The sequence below is a fragment of the Streptomyces sp. NPDC001514 genome (assembly GCF_053597075.1).
The window spans coordinates 37,401-60,993 of sequence record NZ_JBSFHO010000019.1; the positions used below are offsets into that span (position 1 = coordinate 37,401).

Consider the following 23,593-nt stretch of genomic DNA (forward strand, 5'->3'; position numbering starts at 1 on the left):
GGAGGCAGGGGCAGGGCCAGGGGCGGGACGGATCAGGAGCGGGACGGGGTCAGCGGCGGCACGGGAGTGGCGTCGACCGAGCGGGCCGCCCGGTCGAGGGCGCTGGCGAGGAGGGCCAGGTCCGTCGGCCCGTTGCCCAGCTCGCGGACCGGGCGGCGGGTCGGAGGGTCGCCCATCCGCTCCCACTCCAGCTCCACGACGGTGGGCCGCTGCGTCGCCGTCCGCGGGATACGGCCCGTCACCCGGCCCGCCTGGAACGGCGTCACGCGCCCGCTCGGATGCCCGAGGCGCCCGCGCCCCGGGACCGGGTCCTCGGGTCCTGTGGACGTGGGCGGCGCGTCGAGCACCACGCGCAGCCGGGCACCGTGGGCCAGCTCCGTGTCCGCGGTGCGGTCGGGCCGGGAGGACGTCGCGACCAGATGGACGCCGAGCCGCTCACCGTCCCTGGCCACTGCCTCCAGCGCCCGTACGACGGAACCGGCCGCGGGGCGGCCGGGGCTGCCGAGCGCCGGGGCGAGCAGCGCGTCGTAGTCGTCGACGAGGACGACGAGCCGGGGCAGCGGGGGCGCCTCCCGGTCGGGGCCACCCCTGCCGGCCTGGCGACTCGGGCCGCTCGCGCCACCGGCCCGGTCGTGACCGTCGGCAGGGGCGCCCGCGGTGTCCGAACCGCGCGAGTCGTCGTCGGCGCCAGGGACCGCCTTGCCCATCGACGCGGCCGCGCCGCGCGCGGCGGCCGCCGGGCCTGTCGCGTGGGCCTGGCCCGCGGAGCCGCGTTCGCCTGCGGCCAGCGCGGCGCGTGCCCGCAGACGAAGTGAGCCGGAGTCCGGGGACTCGACGTCATGGGATCCCGAATCACCACGCCCCGACGCGGAGGCGAACGCGGACGCGGACTCGGAGAGTGGCGCGGACCGCTGGGCCACCAGACGGTCCGCGACCCCGCGACGGGCGTGCCACTCGGCGAAGCTCTCCCGGCCCAGCAGCTCCGCCCGCCGCTTCAGCTCCGCTCCGAGGGCCTGCGCGAACTCGCGCATCCGGACCGGATCCGATGCGACCAGATGTTCGGTGACATGGGGGAGTTCCGTACAGGCCGCGAGCCCCTCGCCCCGCTCGCCGCCCGCGCCGTCGACGAGCAGCAGCCCGAGCCGGTCCGGCCGCCCGGCGGCGGCCAGTGACGCGGCGATCGCGCGGAGCAGTTCCGTACGGCCGCTGCCCGCAGGGCCCTCGATCAGCAGATGCGGGCCCTCGGCGGTGAGATCGACGGAGACCGGGCCGCGCGGGCCGGCGCCCAGCACTGCCGTACCGTCCGCGGCCGACGCCCAACGGGCCATCAGCGACGCGGGCGTGGCCCTGGCCAGCCCCAACTCGTCCAGCAGCCGCGCCGACCGCGGCAGCGGCGAGGCCACCGCCCGGCCGTGGCCGCGGCCGGTCCCGGCACCGGCCCGGGCGCCGTCCGCGTCCGCCGCGCGCAGCGGTGCCAGCGCCCGGCCGAAGCGCTCGGCCCAGGCCGCGGACACCGCGTCCACCGCGCCGACCGTGCCGTGCCCGGCGGGCCGCCCCGACGCCGTGCGCAGCAACCTCAGCGCCGTCGCCACATCGCCGCTCAGCAGCGCGACGGCCCCGCACTCGCGGAACGCGAGCGATGCCGCGCACGCCTCCTCGTACGTCGCCGCGACCGGGGAGAGCGGCGAGGCCGCCGGGGTCTCGGCCAGACAGATGACATGGATGCCGCCGGCGGCGCCCGCCCCGGCAAGCCGGGCGGTGGTCTCGCGGAGCGCCGCGGAACCGGGGTCGCCGTCCAGGATGACCACGGTCCGTGGCCCGGTGTGGCGCGCTGCGGCGTCCTCGATCATGCGGCGGCCGGAGCTGGGCCAGCCCGGGCCGAGCGGACCGTCGTCCAGCCGTCTGGTCAGCTCGGCGGCCCGGGCGGTGGCCTGGTCCCGTTCGTACGCGACGAGGAGGCGGCAGTCCTGCCCGTGCGTGGGCCGCAGGTGCGGCAGCCAGCCGAGCCAGCTCCAGTCGCGCCTGCGCTCCTCCAGGGGCCTGGCGCGGTCGGTGCTGATCAGCACGATCTCCAGATCGGCGGGCGAGTGCAGCACGGCGAGCTGCGCCACGACGGACCTGGCGAGTCCGGAGAGCCGCGACCGGGGGCCCGCGAGCCCGAGGGACCCGGCCTCGCGCAGTCCGACGGTGACGGGGACGGCGGGCGTGTCCGCGCGGTCCGCGGTCCCGAGCCGTACGGCGAGCTCCTCGGGGTGCCCCGGCCCGCGCTCCCACAGTCGTGGCCCGGGCCCGAGGGCGGTGAGCAGCACGGTGGCGGGGTCCGGCCACGTCTCGACGAGGGGCGTGGCGGCGACTGCCACGTCACCGCGGTCGCCCGCGTCCTCGGGGGCCGTGTCCACACGCGCCCCGGCCAGCCGCCGGGCCCACGCCCCTATCCCACGCTTCCGCGGCCCGCTCTCGTCCCGCGTGCGCCTCCCACCACTGCGCGCCGAGCCGCTGCCATCGGCGTCGCCACGGACGCTGTCACCGGCCGCGTCGGCGCCGATTCCGTCGGGGTGGGCACCGGCTGCTTCGGCGCCGGTGCCATCGGCGCCAGTGCCTACGGCGCCGATCCCGCCGGTGCCGGAGCGGTGGCCTTCGTCCTGCGCGACCCATCCTCGATCGGCTACGCCGTGCGCGGCGCCGGTTGCGTCTCCGGCTGCGGTCCCGGGTGCCTGGCTGCCCGCCGGTTGCGGGGCTCCGCCGCGGGTCGCCTCGCTTCCGCGTCCGGCTGCGGTCCCCGCGGGCCCTGCGGTCACTGCGGTCCCGGGTGCCCGGCCGTCCGTGCCTGCCCGGTACCCCCGGCCGCCGTGGGTGGCGTCGGCTGCGTGTCCGGCCGATGCCCCGTGTCCGCCGCCGGGCCCTGCGTCGCCCGGCACATGCCCGTGTCGGCCTTGTCCTTCGAAGGCCCCGGGCGCATGCCGGCCCTCAGCGGCCCGATCGTTCCCGGAAGCTGCTGCAGCCCGGCGCGCCGGATCCTGAGTGCGCGCCCCCGTCCCCGTACCGGCGCCGGCGCCGTACGCCCCGCCGAGCGCGTCATCCGCGCCCGCACCGCCCCGCTGTGCCGGTACCGCGCCGCCCGACGCATGCCCGGGGACCGCCGTCCCGTCCGCACGGGCCCATGACGGAACCGGCCGCCCGACCGGGGCCGTACCGCCGTCCTCGTGGCCGTACGGAACGGCCTCCGGCCCGTCCGGCACATCGCTGCGAGCGTGGTCCGCCGCACCGGCCGCGCCCGCCGCGGGGGCGTGCGGACGGCCCACCCGCAGGTGGCCCTCGCCGTCCGGGGTCGTCGTCAGCCGGCCGGGACCCGCCGACGGGGCCAGGCGCAGCGTGGATTCACCTATCCGGAGGAGGGCGCCCGGGGGAAGTCGGACCGGTTGGGGGCCGACGGTGGTGCCCTCCAGAGTGGTGCCGTTCGTCGAGCCGAGATCCGCGACCGTGACGCCGCCGTCGTCCGCGACGGTCACCGCGCAGTGGAGCCGCGAGACGTCCGGGTCGTCGAGCGGAACGTCCGCCTCGGCCGAGCGCCCGACACGGATCTGGCCGCCGTGGAGCAGATGGACCCCGCCCGCGTCCGGCCCGGCGACCACATGGAGCTGGGCCTGCGCCTGCGCCCCGGCCTCTCCGTCCCCGCCGCCTTCGCCGTCCGCGGGGGCCTGGAGCGACAGCACCGCGCCGTCCACCAGCGGAGGCTCGCCCAGCGCGCACCGCTGGGCGTCGAGCCGCTCCCGGCCCGCGTACAGCACCACCGGCCCGGGCGCTTCCGGGCCGGACACGGCCGCGGCCAGGCCGGAGGCGATCGCCGCCAGGGCCGTGCCGGCAGGCGCGGTGACGAGCACGTCGCACACGCGCGCAGCGCCCTGCGTGGACTGGCCGCTGCGCGGCACGAGGACGGTCAGCCGGATCTGCATCGCCGTCAGCGGTCCCTTCTGCGCGGGGTGCCCGGCAGGGGAGCCGCCCTGTGATTCCCCCCACCCGGCAGGTCGGCACGGCAGCAGGGCTCTCCCGACCCCACGACTCCGTGCTGGAGGCATCCTCGCACCTGCCACTGACAACACGCCCGGCACCCACCCCCAAGTGATCTTGATTGGTCGGCTCTGGATGCAAAAGTGCCTGGTTGGGATCGCCTCTGCCGCTCTCCGCACGGCCGTTCGGCAACCATCCGCCCGCCGGGGACGTCTTACCGGCCAATCCGGTGAGCACACCGATGACCCGATCGGCGGCACTACAGTGGGTCGGACACCCGGTCGGGGCCATATATGAACCGGGGATCACACCAGTGACCACCCAGGTCCGGCCTCCAGGGAGCCACCCGGGGCGCCGCCCAGGACCACCAGAACCACGATCAGCAGGGAGCGCATGACGTGCGGCCGGTAGGCAGCAAGTACCTGCTCGAGGAACCGCTCGGCCGCGGTGCCACGGGCACCGTCTGGCGAGCCCGCCAGCGGGAGACCGCCGGAGCCGAGGCAGCGGTTGCCGGCCAGCCGGGTGAGACCGTCGCGATCAAGGTCCTCAAGGAGGAACTCGCGAACGACGCGGACGTCGTGATGCGCTTCCTGCGCGAGCGCTCCGTCCTGCTGCGCCTCACCCACCCGAACATCGTCCGCACCCGCGACCTGGTCGTCGAGGGCGACCTGCTCGCGCTGGTGATGGACCTGGTCGACGGCCCGGACCTGCACCGCTACCTCCGGGACAACGGCCCGTTCACCCCGGTCGCCGCCTCCCTGCTCACCGCCCAGATCGCGGACGCGCTGGCCGCCAGCCACGCCGACGGCGTCGTCCACCGCGACCTCAAGCCCGCCAACGTCCTGCTCGCAGAGCGCGGCGGTGAGATGCACCCGATGCTCACCGACTTCGGCATCGCGCGCCTCGCCGACTCCCCGGGCCTGACCCGTACGCACGAGTTCGTCGGCACGCCGGCCTACGTCGCCCCGGAGTCCGCCGAGGGCCGCCCGCAGACCTCCGCCGTCGACATCTACGGCGCCGGAATCCTGCTGTACGAGCTGGTCACCGGCCGTCCGCCGTTCGCGGGCGGTACGGCCCTGGAGGTGCTCCACCGCCACCTCAGCGAGGAGCCCCGCCGCCCGTCCACCGTCCCTGCCCCGCTGTGGACGGTCATAGAGCGCTGTCTGCGCAAGGAGCCGGGCGAGCGGCCGAGCGCCGAGAACCTCGCCCGCGGCCTGCGTACCGTCGCCGCCGGAGTCGGCGTCCACTCCACGCCCGCCCAGATCGAGGCCGCCGAGGGCGTCGGCGCGCTGCTCGCGCCCGATCCGTCGCCCGCCACCGTCCCGGGCATGCCCGGTGCTTCCGACCCTACCCAGGTGCTGCCGGGCAACGCGCCGCAGTACGACCCGGGCGCCGCGACCAGCGTGATGCCGCAGACGGGCATGCCCGCGGGCGCATCCGACCCGACCAGCGTCCTGCCCCGCAACGGTGCTGCGGACCCGACCGCGGTCATGCCCCCCGTACCGCCGCGCCCCGACGGCCCGCCGCGGCCCGGGCCCGAGGACCCGCACCCGTGGCAGTCCCAGCTGCAGGCTGCCCGGGACCGCAACGAGCAGACGCAAATCCAGTACCTGGACCCGAGCCAGGACCCGCTGCGCCGCCGTCCGCACCGTCAGCCGGCGCCCCAGCAGCCCCCACAGCACCAGCAGCGGCCTCCGCAGGGCAGGCAGCCCCAGCCCCAGCGGCGGCAGCAGTACGCGCCTCCGCCGCAGCAGTACGCCCCGCAGCCTCCTCAGCGGCAGCAGTACGCGCCCCCGCAGCCGCCGCCCCAGCAGCCCGCCCCGCGCCCGGCGCGCGAGCCGCGCCAGCCGCGGCAGCGCAGCGCGAACCCGATGCGGATCCCGGGCCTGGGCTGCCTCAAGGGCTGCCTGTTCACGCTGATCCTGCTCTTCGTGGCGGGCTGGCTGATCTGGGAGCTCACCCCGCTCCAGGACTGGATCGGCCAGGGGCAGAGCTACTGGAAGGCGATCGGCGACGGGATCTCCAGCGTCACCAAGTTCTTCGAGGACCTCACCGCATCGGATCCGGGCACCGGCTCGGGCACCGGTACGGGGCAGTAGCGAGCGATCAGTCTGTCGTTATGTCGACTTCTGCGGGGGAAATAGCCCCGCAGAAGTGACGGTTGGCGCCATCCGGGGCACGAGGTACCCCGACAGCCGCGTAGTTTGATGGGCAACGCCAGCCGCTGAGGGAGCAGTCTTGGCACGGAACATCGGCAGCCGGTACACCGCCCACCAGATCCTCGGGAGGGGCAGCGCGGGCACGGTGTGGCTCGGCGAGGGCCCGGAAGGCCCCGTCGCCATCAAGCTGTTGCGCGAGGACCTCGCGTCCGACCAGGAGCTGGTCGGACGCTTCGTCCAGGAGCGCACGGCCCTGCTCGGACTCGACCACCCCCGGGTCGTCGGCGTCCGTGACCTGGTCGTGGACGGCACGGACCTCGCCCTCGTGATGGACCTCGTGCGCGGCACCGATCTGCGCACCCGCCTCGACCGCGAGCGCCGGCTCGCCCCCGAGGCCGCGGTCGCGATCATCGCCGACGTCGCCGAGGGCCTCGCCGCCGCCCACGCCGCCGGAGTCGTCCACCGCGACGTCAAGCCGGAGAACATCCTGCTCGACATGGAGGGCCCGCTCGGCCCCGGCGGCGCCCACCCCGCCCTGCTGACCGACTTCGGCGTCGCCAAGCTCATCGACACCCCGCGCCGCACCAGGGCCACCCGGATCATCGGCACGCCGGACTATCTGGCGCCGGAGATCGTCGAGGGCCTGCCTCCGCGTGCGGCCGTCGACATCTACGCCCTCGCGACGGTCCTGTACGAGCTGCTCGCGGGCTTCACCCCCTTCGGGGGCGGCCACCCCGGCGCCGTACTGCGCCGCCACGTCACCGAGACCGTGGTCCCGCTGCCCGGCATCCCGGACGAGCTGTGGCAGCTCATCGTCCAGTGCCTGGCCAAGGCGCCCGCCTCCCGCCTGCGCGCCTCCGAGCTCGCCGCGCGCCTGCACGAGCTGCTGCCGCTGCTGGCGGGCATGCCGCCGCTGGACGTGGACGAGCCGTACGCATCAGACGCAGCGCCGTCCTCGGAGGTCTACGAGGAGCCGGACCACGCGACCCTCCCCACCACCCCCCGCAGGGCAGCCGTCCCCCTCGTCCCCGGCTCGGCCACCGACTCCAACCGGGACACCCACACCTCGATGCGCGTCCCCGGCCCCGACGAGCTCGCCGGCGGCGCCCGCGGCACCGCCCGCGCCCCCCGCACCCCGGGCCAGCGCCGCCCCGGCTCCGCCCGCCACAAGGCGGAAGCGGTCCGCAGGCGCCGCATCACGTTCGGTGTCGCGGGCCTGGCGCTGGCGGCCGCGGTCGGTGTCGGCGGCTGGCTGGCGACAAGCGGTGACGACGACGGCGTACCGCCCCAGGACTCCAAGCAGTCGGCCCCCTCACAGCCCTAGGTCCCGTCCGGCGGGCCGGAACACCCCGGCCAGCCGTTACGCTGGACGCGTGGCAGTCGTCGATGTATCCGAAGAGCTGAAGTCCCTCTCCTCGACCATGGGGTCGATCGAGGCCGTCCTGGACCTCGACAAGCTGAGGGCAGATGTCGCCGTGCTCGAGGAGCAGGCGGCGGCACCGTCGCTGTGGGACGACCCCGAGGCGGCACAGAAGATCACCAGCAAGCTCTCGCACCTGCAGGCCGAGGTCCGCAAGGCGGAGGCGCTGCGTGCGCGGATCGACGACCTCGAGATCCTCTTCGAGCTCGCCGAGTCCGAGGACGACCCGGACGCCCGCGCCGAGGCCGAGGCCGAGCTGGAGTCGGTCCGCAAGGCGCTGGACGAGATGGAGGTCCGCACGCTCCTCTCCGGCGAGTACGACGAGCGCGAGGCGCTCGTCAACATCCGCGCCGAGGCCGGTGGCGTCGACGCGGCCGACTTCGCCGAGCAACTCCAGCGCATGTACCTGCGCTGGGCCGAGCGCCACGGCTACGGCACCGAGGTCTACGAGACGTCGTACGCGGAAGAGGCCGGCATCAAGTCGACCACCTTCGTCGTCAAGGCGCCGTACGCCTACGGCACGCTGTCGGTCGAGCAGGGCACGCACCGCCTGGTCCGTATCTCCCCCTTCGACAACCAGGGCCGCCGCCAGACGTCCTTCGCGGGCGTCGAGATCCTCCCGGTCGTCGAGCAGTCCGACCACGTCGAGGTCGACGAGTCCGAGCTGCGCGTGGACGTCTACCGCGCCTCCGGCCCGGGCGGCCAGGGCGTCAACACGACCGACTCCGCGGTCCGCATCACCCACATCCCGACCGGCATCGTGGTCTCCTGCCAGAACGAGCGCTCCCAGATCCAGAACAAGGCGAGCGCGATGAACGTCCTCCAGGCGAAGCTCCTGGAGCGTCAGCGCCAGGAGGAGCGGGCCAAGATGGACGCCCTCAAGGGCGACGGCGGCAGCTCGTGGGGCAACCAGATGCGTTCGTACGTCCTCCACCCGTACCAGATGGTCAAGGACCTGCGCACGGAGTTCGAGGTCGGTAACCCGCAGGCCGTGCTGGACGGCGAGATCGACGGCTTCCTCGAGGCCGGCATCCGCTGGCGCAAGCAGCAGGAGAAGTAACCGGATCCTGTGAACGGCGCCGGGCCCGCGGGCCCGGCGCCGTTTTCGCGTCTACGGGGCCTGCCCGCCTTTCGGGACGCACTTCGGGCACGCGCACAGCGGGAAACGGCACCCCGCTTCGAGCGGCGGCGCCAGCCGGTCCGGACGGTACGTCACCCTCGGTCCCCACGTGCGCCCACCGTCTCGGGACACCCTCAGGGTGATCACCGCGCCCGCCTCGTCTCCGCTCGCCTTGACCATGACCTGCCTGTGCCTCTCGCTCTGTGTGCGGTTCCGATCACAGAGTGGGGTCACGTTCGTTACGCTCGGTAGGGGTTAAGGCGTGACAACGGCGTCCGCACACAGGGGGAGTTGGGTCATGGCGATCGAGGACAACCCGCAGTCCCGCGAGAAGTACGGCGAAGAGCTCAAGCGCCGCCGCGAGGCGGCCGGGCTCACCCAGGAGGAGCTGAGCCAGCGCGCGATCATGTCGCGCACGCACATCGCGCACATCGAGGCGGGGCGACGCAGACCGGACGTGGAGGACGCGCGCCGACTGGACCAAGTGCTGGACACCGGCGGGCTCTTCGAGAGGTTCCTGCCGGCGCTGGGCGAGGGGAGAGTCGCGGAGCATTTCGCGGAGGCGCTGGAGCTTGAGCGGCGGGCGACGGTGATCCGGGAGTACGCGCCGAAGCTGGTACCTGGCATTCTCCAGACGGAGGCGTACGCACGTGAGGTGCTGGGCTCGGGCTTCCCGCCCAAGACGACCGAGGAGCGTGACAGGCTGCTCGTCACCCGCCTCGAACGCGCCCGCATCCTGGACGACTTCCACTCGCCGGTGTTCTGGGCGCTGATGGATGAGGCGGTTCTGCGGCGTCCCATTGGCAGTCCGGCGATCATGTGCGAACAGCTCAGGCACATCGTGCAGTTGGGCGAGAGCCACCGTATCCGAGTGCATGCGCTTCCCTTCTCTGCGGGATTCCACGCGCTGATGGAGGGCTTTGTCACGCTCATGTGGTTCGAGGACCTGCCGCCCGTCGCGTACGTGGAAGGCTTGAAGACAGGACGCGTGCTCGAAGTTCCGTCCGTGGTGCGTGAGTGCCAGGCGGCATACGATCACGCCCTGGGGGACGCGCTGTCGCACCACGAGTCCCTGGCACTGATCAGGTCCGTCGCAAAGGAATACGAGCATGCGCAGCAGTGAGCACGTCATCCCGGACGCCTCGACCGTGCCGATGTGGCGCAAGTCCACGTACAGCGGCGGCAGCAGCGGCGACTGCCTCGAAGTCAGCGACACCTGCACCGCTTGCGTCCCCGTCCGGGACAGCAAGAACCCTCACGGCCCCGCCGTCGTCTTCGGCTCGTCGGCCTGGACGGCCTTCGTCGGCGCGGTCAAGGCGTCGCCATTCAGCTGTGCGTCCTGACCGCGAACACGGAATCAGGGCCTACGGAGGCACGTGTTCGCTGACGCAAGCGGAATATGCAGCGTCAGCTCGCTTTGTCGACATGGCAACTGGCGTCTTGAGGGCGGCAGTTCCAGGTTTACGTCACAGTTGCGTGCCTGAGTCTCGGTCAACTCTCCTTATTTCGGGCATTGCTCGCGCAACGGCCTTGACGCGTCCACGGAAACTGGGGAGGGTGAGCGCGGCATGCGTATTTCTGGGGCGCGTGTGAGCGGGGGAAACGGAAGTCAACCCTCAGCGGCTGCAGCCCCAAGACGCTGCATCACTGACGAATAGCTACTGGGGGTAGCAGGCAGATGACCAAGAAGACGCGTGTGCGCGTGGCGCGGATAGCGGCCGGTGCGGTGATCGCCGCCGGTGCGTCCCTGACTGCCGCGGGTGCCGCTCAGGCCGTCGGTATCGACGTGAACGTCGCGGGCCTCAACGCCAAGGCCGAGGTCACCGAGCAGGGTGCCGAGGTCGTCCTCGGCGCCAACGACACAGAGGGTGGCGACAACAGCGGCAACGACACTCTCGGCCAGATCGCCGGTGGTGGTGACGCTGCGGCCGGCGGCGGTGACGCGGCTGCTGGTGGTGGTGACGCTGCGGCCGGTGGTGGCGATGCCGCTGCTGGTGGTGGTGACGCTGCGGCCGGTGGTGGCGATGCCGCTGCTGGTGGTGGTGACGCTGCGGCCGGTGGTGGTGACGCGGCTGCTGGTGGTGGTGACGCTGCGGCCGGTGGTGGTGACGCGGCTGCTGGTGGTGGTGACGCTGCGGCCGGTGGTGGTGACGCGGCCGCTGGTGGCGGTGACGCGGCCGCTGGCGGCAACGGCAACTCCGGTGGCAACGGCAACAACGGCAACGGCAACGGCGGCAACCAGGGCGCCTCGACCGCCACCGGCGGCTCCACCGGCACCGACGGTGGCGCCGGCACCTGCACCGTCGACCTCGATGGTGCGGAGTGCGCCGACAACACCGACACCGACAACGCCGGCTCGAAGCCGGTCGAGCAGGGTGAGGCCAAGGAGGAGCTGGCGGAGACCGGCGCCGCCGAGACCACGTTCCTGCTGGTCGGTGCCGCGACGATGATCGCCGGTGGTATCGGCTTCCGGATGCTGCCCCGCCTCGTCGGCGGCGGCCGCACCGCCGTGTGAGCGATGCGTGAACACACGTAACGGAACGTGACGTTACGGTACGTGACAAGGGCCCGGGGTGCTCATCGGCACCCCGGGCCCTTGCGTGGCTCCGTACGGAGGGCGGGGACGGTTATGCGGTCTGGTGGGCCAGCAGCGCCAACGCGGCCACCAGGACCACCAGCAGCGCCAGCAGGGCCGCAGGGCTCAGGCCCGCCAGGGGGCCGTCCTGCTGCAGGCGTTCCCGATTGGCGCGGCAGACGGGGCATCGGCCCTCGGTGACGGGTGCCGCGCAGTTGGCGCACACCAGTCGGTCGTAGGTCATGCGCTCTCCTCCTCCCGCGCGGCGGAGTCGCCGGCCGAGACCTTCTCGCAGCGTTCCTCAGCGTGTCTGCTCCGCCCAACGCTCCGGGAAACGCTTCCGTTCCCCGTACCACTGTGCCAGCTCGCGCGCGTTTCGGCGCGCCCCGTCGGAATACGCCCATTCCGGTAACGGACAAAACGCGCAACTCCGGACGGCAACTGCGCGCGCCCTCCCCATTCGCGTATGGTCACGCACACCTACTCCCGGCCGACCGTGGTGCACCCGTGATCCGATTCGACAACGTCTCCAAGAGCTACCCCAAGCAGAACCGCCCCGCCCTGCGCGACGTCTCCCTGGAGATCGAGAAGGGGGAGTTCGTCTTCCTCGTGGGCTCGTCCGGTTCCGGAAAGTCGACCTTCCTGCGGCTGATCCTGCGCGAGGAGCGCGCCAGCCACGGCATGGTGCATGTCCTGGGCAAGGACCTCGCGCGCCTGTCGAACTGGAAGGTGCCGCACATGCGCCGGCAGCTCGGCACCGTCTTCCAGGACTTCCGCCTGCTGCCGAACAAGACCGTCGCCGAGAACGTGGCCTTCGCGCAGGAGGTCATCGGCAAGCCGCGCGGTGAGATCCGCAAGGCCGTGCCCCAGGTCCTCGACCTCGTCGGGCTCGGCGGCAAGGAGGACCGGATGCCCGGTGAGCTCTCCGGTGGTGAGCAGCAGCGCGTCGCGATCGCCCGCGCGTTCGTCAACCGCCCGATGCTGCTGATCGCCGACGAGCCGACCGGCAACCTCGACCCCCAGACATCCGTCGGCATCATGAAGCTGCTGGACCGGATCAACAGGACCGGCACCACAGTGGTGATGGCGACCCATGACCAGAACATCGTCGACCAGATGCGCAAGCGCGTCATCGAGCTCGAGCAGGGCCGTCTCGTACGAGACCAGGCGCGCGGCGTCTACGGCTACCAGCACTGAGCACGTAGAGCGACAAGACTGAAAGGCTGAAAGACTCGCCATGCGCGCCCAGTTCGTATTGTCGGAGATCGGCGTCGGTCTCCGCCGCAATCTCACGATGACCTTCGCGGTCATCGTCTCCGTGGCCCTGTCGCTCGCGCTCTTCGGTGGTGCGCTGCTCATGCGTGAGCAGGTCAGCACCATGAAGGACTTCTGGTACGACAAGGTCAACGTCTCCATCTTCCTCTGCAACAAGAACGACGCGGAGACCGACGAGAAGTGCTCCAAGGGCGCGGTCACCGCCCAGCAGAAGGAAGAGATCCAGGCCGATCTCAAGAAGATGGACGTCGTCGAGAACGTCCAACACGAGTCGGCCGACGAGGCCTACAAGCACTACCGGGACCAGTACGGCGACACCCCGATCGCCGCGACCATCACCCCGGACCAGATGCAGGAGTCGTTCCGGGTCAAGCTCAAGGACCCGGAGAAGTACCAGGTGGTGGCGACCGCCTTCGCCGGCCGGGACGGTGTGCAGTCCGTCCAGGACCAGCGCAACATCCTGCAGAACCTGTTCGACCTGATGAACGGCATGAACATCGCCGCGCTGTTCGTCATGGGCCTCATGCTGATCATCGCGTTGATGCTGATCGTCAACACCGTGCGCGTATCGGCGTTCAGCCGAAGGCGCGAGACCGGCATCATGCGGCTCGTCGGCGCGTCCAGCTTCTACATCCAGATGCCGTTCATCATGGAAGCCGCCTTCGCGGGGCTGCTCGGTGGCGCGGTCGCCTGCGTCCTGCTGCTCGTCGGGCGGTACTTCCTGATCGACAACGGTCTCGCGCTCTCCGAGAAGATGCAGTTGGTCAACTTCATCGGCTGGGACGCCGTGATCACCAAGCTTCCGCTGGTGCTCGCGATCGGTCTGCTGATGCCCGCCATGGCCGCTTTCATCGCATTGCGCAAGTACCTCAAGGTGTGACAAGCGCCCCTGGGCGTCGTACGGCCAACCGCCGTACGGCGCCCTTCGCTTGTCCTAGAGTGGGCGCCATGTTGGGCCCCGATTCACCCTGGATGCCCCGTGGATACCGCCGCGGGGCGGCCCTGACATTCCTCTTCGCGAGCATCCTCATCACCGCGTCCGCAACCGATCTGCTGCCGAGCGGTGAGGCGAAGCCGCCCTCGCTGCCCGGCGCCCACGCCGCCGCGGCGACCGTCGACCGCGACGAGGTCGCCCGCGCTGCTGCAGACGCCATGGCGGACGGCAAGTCCGGCGCGGACGCGGCCGAGGAGGTCGTCAGCCGCAGCGGCGACCGCTGGGGCGCGGTGTACGACAAGGGGGAGTACGAGGAGTTCGAGCAGGCCCTCGACGGTGCGTACACCGGCGTCGGGCTGTGGGCCAGGCGCGGCGCCGACGGCCGGGTCGAGGTCGCCCGGGTGCAGCGCGGCGGCCCCGCCGAGAGGGCCGGGATCCGGACCGGTGACCAGATCCGCACGATCGACGGACAGCCCATAGACGGCCGCCCGGTCAGCCAGGTCGTCGCCCTCCTGCGCGGGGACGCCGCGAACGGCGCGGGCGGAGCGGTCGGCTCGTCCGTCGCCCTCGGCCTCCAGCGCGGCGAGCGCACCTGGACCGAGACGCTCCGCAGGGCCCGGCTCGACACCGAGGCCGTCACCGTCGAGCGGCTCGCCGAATCAGCCGTGATGATCAAGGTCGCGGCCTTCACCAAGGGCACCGGCGAGCGCGTGCGGGAAGCCGTGCGGGACGCTCCCGCGGGCGCCGGCGTCCTGCTCGACCTTCGCGGCAACAGCGGCGGCCTGGTCTCCGAGGCGGCCGCCGCCGCCTCCGCCTTCCTGGACGGTGGCCTGGTCGCGACGTACGACGTGCACGGCGTGGAGAAGGCCCTGTACGCGGACCCCGGAGGGGACACCGAGAGACCCGTCGTCGCCCTCGTCGACGGCGGCACGATGAGCGCGGCCGAGCTGGTCGCGGGGGCGCTCCAGGATCGTGGCCGCGCGGTCACCGTGGGTTCGCGCACCTTCGGGAAGGGATCCGTGCAGATGCCGGAGCGGCTGCCCGACGGGTCCGTCGCCGAGCTCACCGTCGGTCACTACCGCACACCTGCGGGCCGTGACCTCGAAGGCGAGGGCCTCACCCCGGACCTCACGGTCACTGGTCGGGCCGAGGAGCGGGCCCGGACAGTATTGAGTGGCCTCGGGACCCGCTCGTAGTGCGAAAATGACCGCACTATGGCAAAGGAAAAAGGGCGCAAGCTGATCGCGCAGAACAAGAAGGCGCGGCACGACTACCACATCCTCGACACCTACGAGTGCGGTCTCGTGCTGATGGGTACCGAGGTCAAGTCGCTGCGTCAGGGGCGCGCCTCGCTGGTGGACGGGTTCGTCCAGATCGACGACCACGAGGCGTGGCTGCACAACGTGCACGTGCCGGAGTACAGCCAGGGCACGTGGACCAACCACAGCGCACGGCGCAAGCGGAAGCTCCTCATGCACCGGGAGGAGATCGACAAGCTGGAGTCCAAGTCCCAGGAGACGGGTCACACGATCGTGCCCCTGTCCCTGTACTTCAAGGACGGGCGGGCGAAGGTCGAGATCGCGCTCGCCAGGGGCAAGAAGGAGTACGACAAGCGCCAGACCCTGCGCGAGAAGCAGGACCGGCGCGAGGCGGACCGGGCGATGTCGGCGGCGCGGCGGCGGCAGCGGGCCTGACCTCGCCCGATCGGGCAGGAATAGGCTGGCATCCGCGTGCGTTGGTCACGTACGATGGCACCTGCCCTCCTAGAGGGGGCACGTTTGATAAATCAACATGGGGATGATCGGTTTCGACAGCGGATGTCGAAGCAGGGGAAGCGTGTCGAGGAAGCGGCAATGATCTCGTAAACCATATGTCGCAACCAATAATCGCCAACACCAAGCGCGATTCCTTCGCCCTCGCTGCCTAAGTAGCGACTTGCGAAGTGTCAGCCCGGGGCTGTTCCCGACCCGGATCCTGGCATCAGCTAGGGAACTAAACCTCTAGACCCGGTCACGGGGCCTGGAGGGAAATCAAACAGTGACTGAGCCCGTCGGAGACTTGTCCGCGTGATCTCCGGGGCCGAGAAAAGCGCAGCGGACTGCACACGGAGAAGCCCTGATTCTGCACCGTTGGACGCGGGTTCGATTCCCGCCATCTCCACTGGACGGGTGGGGGCATGCCCCCACCGACCCCGTCATCCCATGTAGTTGATTGAACACAGCGGCACAGGCCCGGCAGCCACACGGCGGCCGGGCCTTTGCGTTGCGGCTGCGCTGGCGTGCTACGGCGTCCTACGGCGTCCTACGGTGATGCCATGGCGAAAACCCGCATCACCGTCACCTTTGAGCCGGAGGACGACGTACTCGTCCGAGAGGCCGCAGCCGAGTACGGCCTCGACCTCTCCGCCTTCCTGCGGACCGCTGCGCCGGCCGAGGCAGCCCGGCAGGTACGCATCAAGGCGCGCTTCGCGGAGATCGACGCCATAAACCGCATGGCCGAACAGGCGGAGCCTGAGGCCGCTCCGGCGTCCACGCCGGAGGAGGACGCGGCCATGGATGCCTACCTCGAAGCCATCGACGCCGGATTCGCACGGCGAGGCGCCGTCGCGTGACTGCGTTCGTGTACGACACCGGAATGCTCATCGCCCTTGAGCGCCGGGATCCCGAAGCGCACCGCTTCCACGCGGCTGGTCGCAAGATCCGGGTGGCATCCGCCTGTTGTCCTCGTCCCGGTCCTGGCGCAGGCATGGCGTCCACAGCCTGGGCATTGGACGCCGCTGAGCCGTGTGCTGCCGTCCTGCGTGATTTTCGGTGCCGACCGCGAAGTGGCAGGGTGTGGCATATGTCAAGCGGGGCACACGGCTGAGGACGGGAAGCGCGGCGGTGTCGCAGCCGCGCTCGCGGCACTACCCGGCAAGACGCGACCGGATGCCGTGGACGCCCTGGTCGTTGTCGTCGCAGCCCGGCACGATCGTGCGGTGATCCTGACTTCCGATCCGGATGATATCTACGCATACCGTGATGCACTGGGCGCGACGCTTGCGGAAGTCGCAGTTCTGCCGGTCGAGGATCTGGCCGAGTTCCGTTCCGGCAAACCTGCGCTCAGGTGAGCCGCACAAGGCGATGGGGCCTGGGGCGGCCTCGTTGCAGAACGCGACCGGGTCGTTCGTCCAGAACGTCGCGCCGAACGGAGCCGGGACGACGGCGGGGATGCTCGGCTTCATGTTCTGGGCCGCCGAGAAGCCGTCCGACCGCGGGCTCGGCACCCAGCCGCCGAACACCTGCGAGGGCGGGGTCGGCGCGGGCGCAACGGTGTACTCCGTCCCGCTGCCGATGCCGCCGCTCAGTCAGAGCCAGGGGCGTCCGGTGGATCAGGCCGCCCAGCAAGATCCGCCGGACACCCCCCAGGGCCTGATCAAGAAGACAGGCCCCGCCGCCGGTCCACCGCGGCCGCCGCGAGCAGCGCCACGGCGGCCGCCGCGACCGGGATCCCGTAGCCGTACACCGCACCCGCGTGCTCCACCGTCCAGCCGCCCGTCGCCGAGCCGACCGCGATGCCGCCGAGCAGCGCGGTGACGGCCAGGGTCATGCCCTCGTTCAACTGGCCCTCGGGGGTGAGGCGCTGGATCACGCCCATCCCGGTCACCATCGTCGGCGCCGTCGCCATGCCCGCGATCAGCAGCGCACCCGCGACGGCGAGCAGCGAGCCGGTCGCGGCCGCGGCCAGCAGCGGCAGGGCCATCAACGCCGTCATTGCGGCGAGGCACGTCCGCATGCCGGCCCCGCGGCGCGCCCTTCCGTACGCCAGCCCCGCCACGCACGATCCGGCGGCCTGCAGGGCCAGCACCGGGCCCGCCGCAGGGCCGTCCGCGAACGCGATCGTGACGACCTCCATCGAGCCGAAGACCGCGCCCGTCGCGAGGAAGACCGCGAGCATCGGGACCATCCCGGGCGTACGGACGGGCGAGCCCGCGGAGGCGCGAGGGGCGACCGGCGGCTCGGTGGCGCGCTGGGCCGCGAACACGAGGACGCCCGTGAGCAGCAGGACGGCCCCGACGAGCGTGCCGGCCTCGGGGAACAGCGCCGAGCAGAGGAAGGCCGCGAGTACCGGGCCGAGCATGAAGCAGAGCTCGTCGGCGGCCTGCTCGAAGGAGTTCGCCGTGTGCAGCGCGCCGGGGTCCCCTTTGAGGAGATGGGCCCAGCGGGCCCGGGACAACCCGCCCGTGTTGGGCGTGGTGGCGGTGGCGGCGTACGCGGCGAACAGCGTCCAGTCGGGTGCGCCGTACCGCACGCACAGCAGCAGGGCGAGCGAGCCGAGCGCGGCGAGCGCGGTGGCGGGGACGGCGATACGGGCCTGGCCGTACCGGTCCACGAGCCGCGCCGTCCACGGGGCGACGACGGCGGTGGCGGCGAGACCGGCCGCCGTGACGGCCCCGGCGAGTGCGTACGAGCCGCGCGCCCCCGCGATCATGATCACGGCGCTCACGCTGAACATCCCCATGGGGAGGCGGGCGATGAGATTGCCGACCGTGAAGGCGCGGGCGCCCGGGGTGCGGAAGAGACGCGTGTACGGGCCCGGCGGGCGCGCGGGGTCCCGTGAGCGGCCCGGGGCGTCCCGTGAGTGGCCCGAGTCCTGGAATCCGGGCGCGAGGACCAGCGTTCCGCCGGATGTGGTCATCTGTGAGGCTGTATTCGGCATGGATCAAGGTTCGGTGCGGGGGCCCACGCGGGTCCAACACCTGTTCGGGGCCCATTGACGCACCTCTGTTGTAAATTCACCGGCATGCCCCAGGCCCAGGACATCGAACCCCGGCTGCTGCGCGCCTTCGTCGCCGTCGCCGCCGAGCTGCACTTCACCCGTGCCGCCGCCCGGCTGTTCGTCGCCCAGCAGGCGCTCAGCCGGGACATCCGGCGGCTGGAGCGCGAGTTGGGCGCCGAGCTGTTCGTACGGACCACCCGGCAGGTGACGCTCACGGCGGAGGGCGAGCGCCTGCTGCCGTACGCCCGGCGGGTCCTGGACGCGCACGACGAGCTGGCCGCCGCCTTCGCGGACACGGACCGGCCGCTGCTCGTCGACATCGGCGCCCCGGTGGGAACGGGGTACCGGGTGCTGACGGAGACCCGGCGGGCGGCCCCCGGACTGGAGTTCGTCGCCCGCTACTTCAGCGGCCTCACGGGTGCGGCCACCGAGCTTCTCGCCGGGCGGCTCGATGTCTCCTACGGCAGGATCGCCGGGCTCGACCCGGCGTTGCGCGCAGATCTGGTGCACCAGCCGGTGCGGTACGAGCGGATGGCCGTGCTGCTGCGGGACGACCATCGGCTCGCACCGCTGACGGAAGTGCCGCTGGACGCCCTGGCGGGGGAGACCCTCTACGCGGGCGCCGGAAACCCGGCCACCGCGGAGTGGACCGACCTGGGCGCCCGGCTCTTCGCGGGCAGGGGCATCGTCATGGCCGCCCCCTTCCCGGAGATCACCGGCCAGGAGGAGTTCGTCCGGGTGGTGCGCAAACAGCGCTGGTCGGTGCTGGCGAGCACGGAGTTCCTGGCGATACCGGGCATGGTCGTACGCCCGCTGGTCGACCCCGTACCGCTGTCGCCCGTCTCGCTCGTGTGGCGGCGAGGGCTGAAGCATCCCGGACTGGACGCGATGCGGGCGACCGCGGCCGAGCTCGCCGCGGCGCAGGGGTGGCTGAAAATACCCCCCGGCTCCTGGCTTCCGGACGCGGACCGGTCCCTTATGCCGGACAACACCTGACACAGCGACCCAACGGTCCCCGGCGTGCGCTACATTCATCATCCGGGTGCGATGTGATAGGGGCGCTTGGACAGGGTGGGGGCCCGTGTCCAACGACAGGTGTCCGGTCCCGTCGCGCGCGCCCGCTTCCGTTGAGTGGGGGATGTGCGTACAGCAGTGGAAAATTGGCGAGAAGACGCCCGTCTCGGGTACACCCATGAGCCCAATGAGGTCACCGTTCAGCTCGATGGCCTGGGACGTCAGCTCTCCGAGCTGCCGGTCGGTCCGGATCCCCAGGAGGGCTCCGACGGGCCGGTGTTCGTCGACGAGAGCGGTCGGCGCAGCAAGAAGTTCCGCCGTATCGGGTGGGTTCTGGTGCTCGCCTGCGCCTGTTACGCCATCACCCTCGTCGTCGCCCTCATCGGCGGCAACTCGAAGGCGCCCTGGCTGCTGATCCCCGGACCCGCGAACGAGAATCCTGCCGGCGAGGTCGTGGAGCAGCCCGCCCCCACGGACCCCCTCGTGGATCCGGCCGCTCCCGGAGGCACCCCCGGCGCCTCGGCACCCACCGATTCCACCGGCACGGGCGCCCCCCAGCAGCCCGGCACCACCGACGGCCCGCGCGCCGGCGGGAATCCGAGCCCCTCGGCCGACCCGGGCACCACCACCGAGCCCACCGGCGTGCCGGGCGGTGGCACCGCCGGCGGCGGCCTGCCGGACCCGGGGAGCACGGTGTCTCCACCTCCGGCCGGCGGCACGGGCGGGCAGGAGCCCCCGCCGACGACTCCCGCCCCCACGGGCACCGCGACAGCACCGACGGAAGACCCCACCGGACCGGTGGGCGAGGGCGGCCAGCAGGCCATGGAAGGCGCACGGTAAATGACACCCCCCCGCGGGCGGGCCCGCCGGAAGAACAGCAGGCCGGCCGTGCGCCGCAGGCTGCCCATGCGCTATCTGCTGCCCTCGCTCTTCCTCGTCGCCCTGCTCGCAATGCTGATGCTGCGCGGCTACGTCCACAGCGAGATCCTCGCCGACCACCGCGTACGACCCCCGGCCGCCAGCGACCAGGTCCCCGAGCGCATCCTCAACGGCGGCCCGGTCATCGACGCGCGTATCCCAGGCGCACCCAAGGCACTCAGCGTGCCCGACAAGAACCTCGTGCTGACCTTCGACGACGGCCCGGACCCGGTGTGGACGCCGAAGGTCCTCGACAAGCTGAAGGAATTCGACGCGCACGCCGTCTTCTTCGTGACCGGCACCATGGCCTCCCGCCACCCCGATCTGGTGGAGCGGATGGTCGCGGAGGGCCACGAGATCGGGCTGCACACCTTCAACCACCCCGATCTGGCGTTCCAGACGCAGGGCCGTATCGACTGGGAGCTGTCGCAGAACCAGCTGGCGATCGCCGGCGCCGCCGGCATCAGGAGCTCCCTCTTCCGCCCGCCGTACTCGTCGTTCTCGGCCTCCCTGGACAACAAGTCCTGGCCGGTCACCGAGTACATCGGCAGCCGCGGCTACATCACCGCGTTCAACGACACGGACAGCGAGGACTGGAAGCGCCCCGGCGTCGACGCGATCATCAAGCGCGCGACCCCGGAGGGCACCAAGGGCTCCATCGTGCTGATGCACGACTCCGGCGGCGACCGCTCGCAGACCGTGGCCGCGCTGGACCGCTTCCTGCCCGACATGCAGAAGCGGGGCTACCGGTTCGCCAATCTCACCGAGGCCCTCGGCGCCCCCAGCGCCCACACCCAGGTCACCGGACCGGAGCTGTGGAAGGGCAAGGCCTGGGTCGCGGCCGTCGCCGTGTCGGAGGGGACCACCGGCGTCCTGACCGTCGGCCTCGCCATCATCGGCGCGCTCGTCCTCGCCCGCTTCGGGCTGATGCTGCTGCTCTCCTTCGGGCACGCCCGCAAGGTGCGCCGCCGCCGCTTCCGCTGGGGTCCGGCGGTCACCGAACCGGTGACGGTGCTCGTCCCGGCGTACAACGAGAAGGAGTGCATCGAGAACACGGTGCGCTCGCTGATGGAGAGCGACCATCCGATCGAGGTCATCGTCATCGACGACGGCTCGTCGGACGACACCGCCGACATCGTCGACGACATGTGGCTGCCCAACGTACGGGTGGTCCGGCAGGCCAACGCCGGCAAACCCGCAGCCCTCAACAACGGCATCCGCAACGCCCGCTACGACATCATCGTGATGATGGACGGCGACACGGTCTTCGAGCCGTCCACCGTCCGCGAGCTGGTCCAGCCCTTCGGCGACCCGAGCGTCGGCGCGGTCGCGGGCAACGCCAAGGTCGGCAACCGCGACACCCTCATCGGCGCCTGGCAGCACATCGAGTACGTGATGGGCTTCAACCTCGACCGCCGCATGTACGACATGCTCAGCTGCATGCCCACCATCCCGGGCGCGGTCGGCGCCTTCCGCCGCGAGGCCCTCGAGCGGGTCGGCGGCATGAGCGAGGACACTCTCGCCGAGGACACCGACATCACCATGGCGATGCACCGCGACGGCTGGCGCGTCGTCTACGCCGAGCGGGCGCGCGCCTGGACCGAGGCGCCGGAGTCCGTGCAGCAGCTGTGGTCCCAGCGCTACCGCTGGTCGTACGGCACGATGCAGGCCATCTGGAAGCACCGCGGGGCCCTGATCGAGAGCGGCCCTTCCGGCCGCTTCGGCCGGGTCGGACTGCCGCTGGTCTCGCTCTTCATGGTGCTCTTCCCGCTCCTCGCCCCGCTCATCGACGTCTTCCTGCTGTACGGACTGGTCTTCGGCCCCACCCAGAAGACCATCGCCGCCTGGCTCGGCGTCCTCGCCGTCCAGGTCGTCTGCGCCGCGTACGCGTTCCGGCTCGACAAGGAACGCATGGTGCATCTGATCTCGCTGCCCCTCCAGCAGATCCTCTACCGGCAGCTCATGTACGTGGTGCTGCTGCAGTCCTGGATCACCGCACTCACCGGCGGCCGGCTTCGCTGGCAGAAGCTCCGGCGGACGGGAGTGGTGGAGGCGCCCGGCTCGATACCGAGTCCGAGGCGCGGCAGCGAAGACCGGAGGCCCGTCGCGTGACGACCGGAACGACCGAGTTCAACCCGGCCCGCCACCGGAAGCAGGACCCTGCCGCGGCTCCTGCAGCCCCCGCGCCGGGCCGCGACCGCTACTTCGACCTGCTGCGCGCCCTCGCGCTGTTCCGGGTGGTGCTCTACCACCTGGTCGGCTGGGCCTGGCTGCCGCTGCTCTTCCCCTCCATGGGCGTCATGTTCGCCCTCGCGGGCAATCTGATGGCGCGCTCCCTCAAGCGCCCCGCCGTCCAGGTCATCCGCGGCCGCATGCGCCGTCTGCTGCCCCCGCTGTGGGTGCTGGGCGCGGTCGGCGTGACCGGCATGGTGCTCCAGGGCTGGGGGCCGGACTCCGAGGGGCACCCGGGCTGGTGGTGGACGCATCTGCTGTTCTGGATCGTTCCCGTCAGCGACCCGCCGTTCGCCGGGGAGGTCGCGGGAGTCCCGGGCTTCCTCGGGGAGTCATGGGCCGAGGACCTCGCGGGCCCGCTCTGGTACATCAGGGCGTACCTCTGGTACGTGATGCTGTCGCCGCTGCTGCTGTGGGCGCTGCGGAGGCTGCCCTGGGTCACCGTTTCGGCACCGATCGTGCTTTCCGCAGCCCTCGCCTTCGGGACACTCCCCCTCCCCGAGCGCATCGACTCGGCCCTCACCGACTTCAGCACCTTCGGCGCCTGCTGGATCCTCGGCATGGCTCACCAGGAAGGCATCCTGCGCCGGCTGCCGCGCTACATCGTCCCGTCCATCGCACCCGCGATCATGGGCGTCGGCCTGTGGTGGGCCCTGCACGAGGGCTTCCGAACCGGTTACGACCTCGACAGCATCCCGTTGGCGCAGGCGCTCTGGTCCTTCGGTGCGGTGCTCCTGCTGCTGCACATCAGCCCTTCCTGGTCCGAGTGGCCGGACAGGCTGCGCCAGTGGGACAGCGCGATCACGCTGCTCAACTCACGGGCGGTCACGATCTATCTCTGGCACAACGTGTGCATCCTCGCCGCCGCGACGATGTGGGACGAGCTGTGGGGCTTCGACGTGCTGGCGGACCGCTTCGGGTGGCTGCTGGACAGCTGGGTGCCGGTCCTGATCTTCGCCTGGGCGCTGATCGCCGCCTGCATCGTGGCCTTCGGATGGGCGGAGGACCTGGCCGCCAAGCGCCGCCCCCGCCTCTGGCCGAACGGCGCACCCCGCCGGAAGCGGCGCTCACACCAGGCCTGAGCCCCGGGTGAGAGCAAGGTTCCACATCGGTCACCTCGCGGCACGGGGCTGAAATCCGTCGTCCCTAGCGTCTACTCCACTACCCGACACGGATGTGT

At 71.8% G+C, this 23,593-nt stretch carries 19 protein-coding genes and 1 other RNA gene; 16 read left to right on the plus strand and 4 right to left on the minus strand.

What is annotated here, in order from left to right:
- Positions 1-32: 32 nt before the first annotated feature.
- Positions 33-3,953, minus strand: a complete 3,921-nt coding sequence (locus ACWCXB_RS20820) for an FHA domain-containing protein (protein WP_450724928.1) — start codon at positions 3,951-3,953, stop codon at positions 33-35.
- Between the two features lie 453 nt (positions 3,954-4,406).
- On the opposite strand from ACWCXB_RS20820, the gene ACWCXB_RS20825 reads away from it, so the two are divergent.
- From ACWCXB_RS20825 to ACWCXB_RS20850, 6 genes are all read left to right on the plus strand, one after another.
- Entirely contained in the window at positions 4,407-6,107 is a 1,701-nt protein-coding gene (locus ACWCXB_RS20825) for a serine/threonine-protein kinase (protein ID WP_450724930.1), read from the plus strand.
- A 139-nt stretch (positions 6,108-6,246) separates the two neighbouring features.
- Complete coding sequence (locus ACWCXB_RS20830; RefSeq protein ID WP_450724932.1) at positions 6,247-7,491, plus strand: serine/threonine-protein kinase; 1,245 nt, start codon at positions 6,247-6,249, stop codon at positions 7,489-7,491.
- A 49-nt stretch (positions 7,492-7,540) separates the two neighbouring features.
- Entirely contained in the window at positions 7,541-8,647 is a 1,107-nt protein-coding gene (gene prfB / locus ACWCXB_RS20835; protein ID WP_450724934.1) for a peptide chain release factor 2, read from the plus strand.
- 358 nt (positions 8,648-9,005) lie between these two features.
- On the plus strand, positions 9,006-9,830 hold the full coding sequence (locus ACWCXB_RS20840) for a helix-turn-helix domain-containing protein (protein ID WP_450724935.1): 825 nt from the start codon (positions 9,006-9,008) through the stop codon (positions 9,828-9,830).
- Positions 9,817-10,050 carry a DUF397 domain-containing protein gene (locus tag ACWCXB_RS20845; RefSeq protein ID WP_450724936.1) on the plus strand — a complete coding sequence of 78 codons (234 nt, stop codon included), beginning with the start codon at positions 9,817-9,819 and terminating at the stop codon, positions 10,048-10,050. Before ACWCXB_RS20840 ends, ACWCXB_RS20845 begins: the two co-directional genes overlap by 14 nt.
- A 335-nt stretch (positions 10,051-10,385) precedes the next feature.
- Positions 10,386-11,222 carry a hypothetical protein gene (locus ACWCXB_RS20850; RefSeq protein WP_450724937.1) on the plus strand — a complete coding sequence of 279 codons (837 nt, stop codon included), beginning with the start codon at positions 10,386-10,388 and terminating at the stop codon, positions 11,220-11,222.
- A gap of 112 nt (positions 11,223-11,334) precedes the next feature.
- Here the strand turns inward: ACWCXB_RS20850 and ACWCXB_RS20855 are convergent, their stop codons facing one another.
- Complete coding sequence (locus tag ACWCXB_RS20855) at positions 11,335-11,526, minus strand: hypothetical protein (RefSeq protein WP_450724938.1); 192 nt, start codon at positions 11,524-11,526, stop codon at positions 11,335-11,337.
- 263 nt (positions 11,527-11,789) lie between these two features.
- On the opposite strand from ACWCXB_RS20855, the gene ftsE reads away from it, so the two are divergent.
- The 6 genes from ftsE to ACWCXB_RS20885 all read left to right on the plus strand — a co-directional run bounded on the left by ftsE (position 11,790) and on the right by ACWCXB_RS20885 (position 16,102).
- On the plus strand, positions 11,790-12,479 hold the full coding sequence (gene ftsE, locus ACWCXB_RS20860; protein WP_242337182.1) for a cell division ATP-binding protein FtsE: 690 nt from the start codon (positions 11,790-11,792) through the stop codon (positions 12,477-12,479).
- Positions 12,480-12,519: 40 nt separating this feature from the next.
- Positions 12,520-13,437 (plus strand): permease-like cell division protein FtsX, encoded by a 918-nt coding sequence (gene ftsX, locus ACWCXB_RS20865; RefSeq protein ID WP_450724939.1) that lies wholly within the window; start codon positions 12,520-12,522, stop codon positions 13,435-13,437.
- A 68-nt stretch (positions 13,438-13,505) separates the two neighbouring features.
- Positions 13,506-14,687 (plus strand): S41 family peptidase, encoded by a 1,182-nt coding sequence (locus ACWCXB_RS20870; protein ID WP_450724940.1) that lies wholly within the window; start codon positions 13,506-13,508, stop codon positions 14,685-14,687.
- An 18-nt stretch (positions 14,688-14,705) separates the two neighbouring features.
- Positions 14,706-15,185 carry an SsrA-binding protein SmpB gene (gene smpB, locus ACWCXB_RS20875; protein ID WP_450724941.1) on the plus strand — a complete coding sequence of 160 codons (480 nt, stop codon included), beginning with the start codon at positions 14,706-14,708 and terminating at the stop codon, positions 15,183-15,185.
- Positions 15,186-15,284: 99 nt separating this feature from the next.
- Positions 15,285-15,654, plus strand: a transfer-messenger RNA (tmRNA) gene (gene ssrA / locus ACWCXB_RS20880).
- 151 nt (positions 15,655-15,805) lie between these two features.
- A complete protein-coding gene (locus tag ACWCXB_RS20885) occupies positions 15,806-16,102 on the plus strand; it encodes a hypothetical protein (protein WP_450724942.1) in 297 nt (98 codons plus the stop codon).
- 294 nt (positions 16,103-16,396) lie between these two features.
- On the opposite strand, the gene ACWCXB_RS20890 is transcribed toward ACWCXB_RS20885, so the two are convergent.
- Positions 16,397-16,771 carry a hypothetical protein gene (locus tag ACWCXB_RS20890; protein WP_450724943.1) on the minus strand — a complete coding sequence of 125 codons (375 nt, stop codon included), beginning with the start codon at positions 16,769-16,771 and terminating at the stop codon, positions 16,397-16,399.
- Between the two features lie 134 nt (positions 16,772-16,905).
- Entirely contained in the window at positions 16,906-18,168 is a 1,263-nt protein-coding gene (locus ACWCXB_RS20895) for an MFS transporter (protein WP_450724944.1), read from the minus strand.
- A 105-nt stretch (positions 18,169-18,273) separates the two neighbouring features.
- Here ACWCXB_RS20895 and ACWCXB_RS20900 point away from each other — a divergent pair, with 105 nt between their 5' ends.
- The 4 genes from ACWCXB_RS20900 to ACWCXB_RS20915 all read left to right on the plus strand — a co-directional run bounded on the left by ACWCXB_RS20900 (position 18,274) and on the right by ACWCXB_RS20915 (position 23,495).
- On the plus strand, positions 18,274-19,245 hold the full coding sequence (locus ACWCXB_RS20900; protein ID WP_450724945.1) for a LysR family transcriptional regulator: 972 nt from the start codon (positions 18,274-18,276) through the stop codon (positions 19,243-19,245).
- 144 nt (positions 19,246-19,389) lie between these two features.
- A complete protein-coding gene (locus ACWCXB_RS20905; protein WP_450724946.1) occupies positions 19,390-20,103 on the plus strand; it encodes a hypothetical protein in 714 nt (237 codons plus the stop codon).
- Positions 20,104-22,293, plus strand: coding sequence for a bifunctional polysaccharide deacetylase/glycosyltransferase family 2 protein (locus ACWCXB_RS20910; RefSeq protein WP_450724947.1), 2,190 nt, complete (start codon positions 20,104-20,106; stop codon positions 22,291-22,293).
- Positions 22,290-23,495, plus strand: a complete 1,206-nt coding sequence (locus ACWCXB_RS20915; protein ID WP_450724948.1) for an acyltransferase family protein — start codon at positions 22,290-22,292, stop codon at positions 23,493-23,495. The genes ACWCXB_RS20910 and ACWCXB_RS20915 overlap by 4 nt, the downstream gene beginning before the upstream one ends.
- Positions 23,496-23,593: the final 98 nt, after the last annotated feature.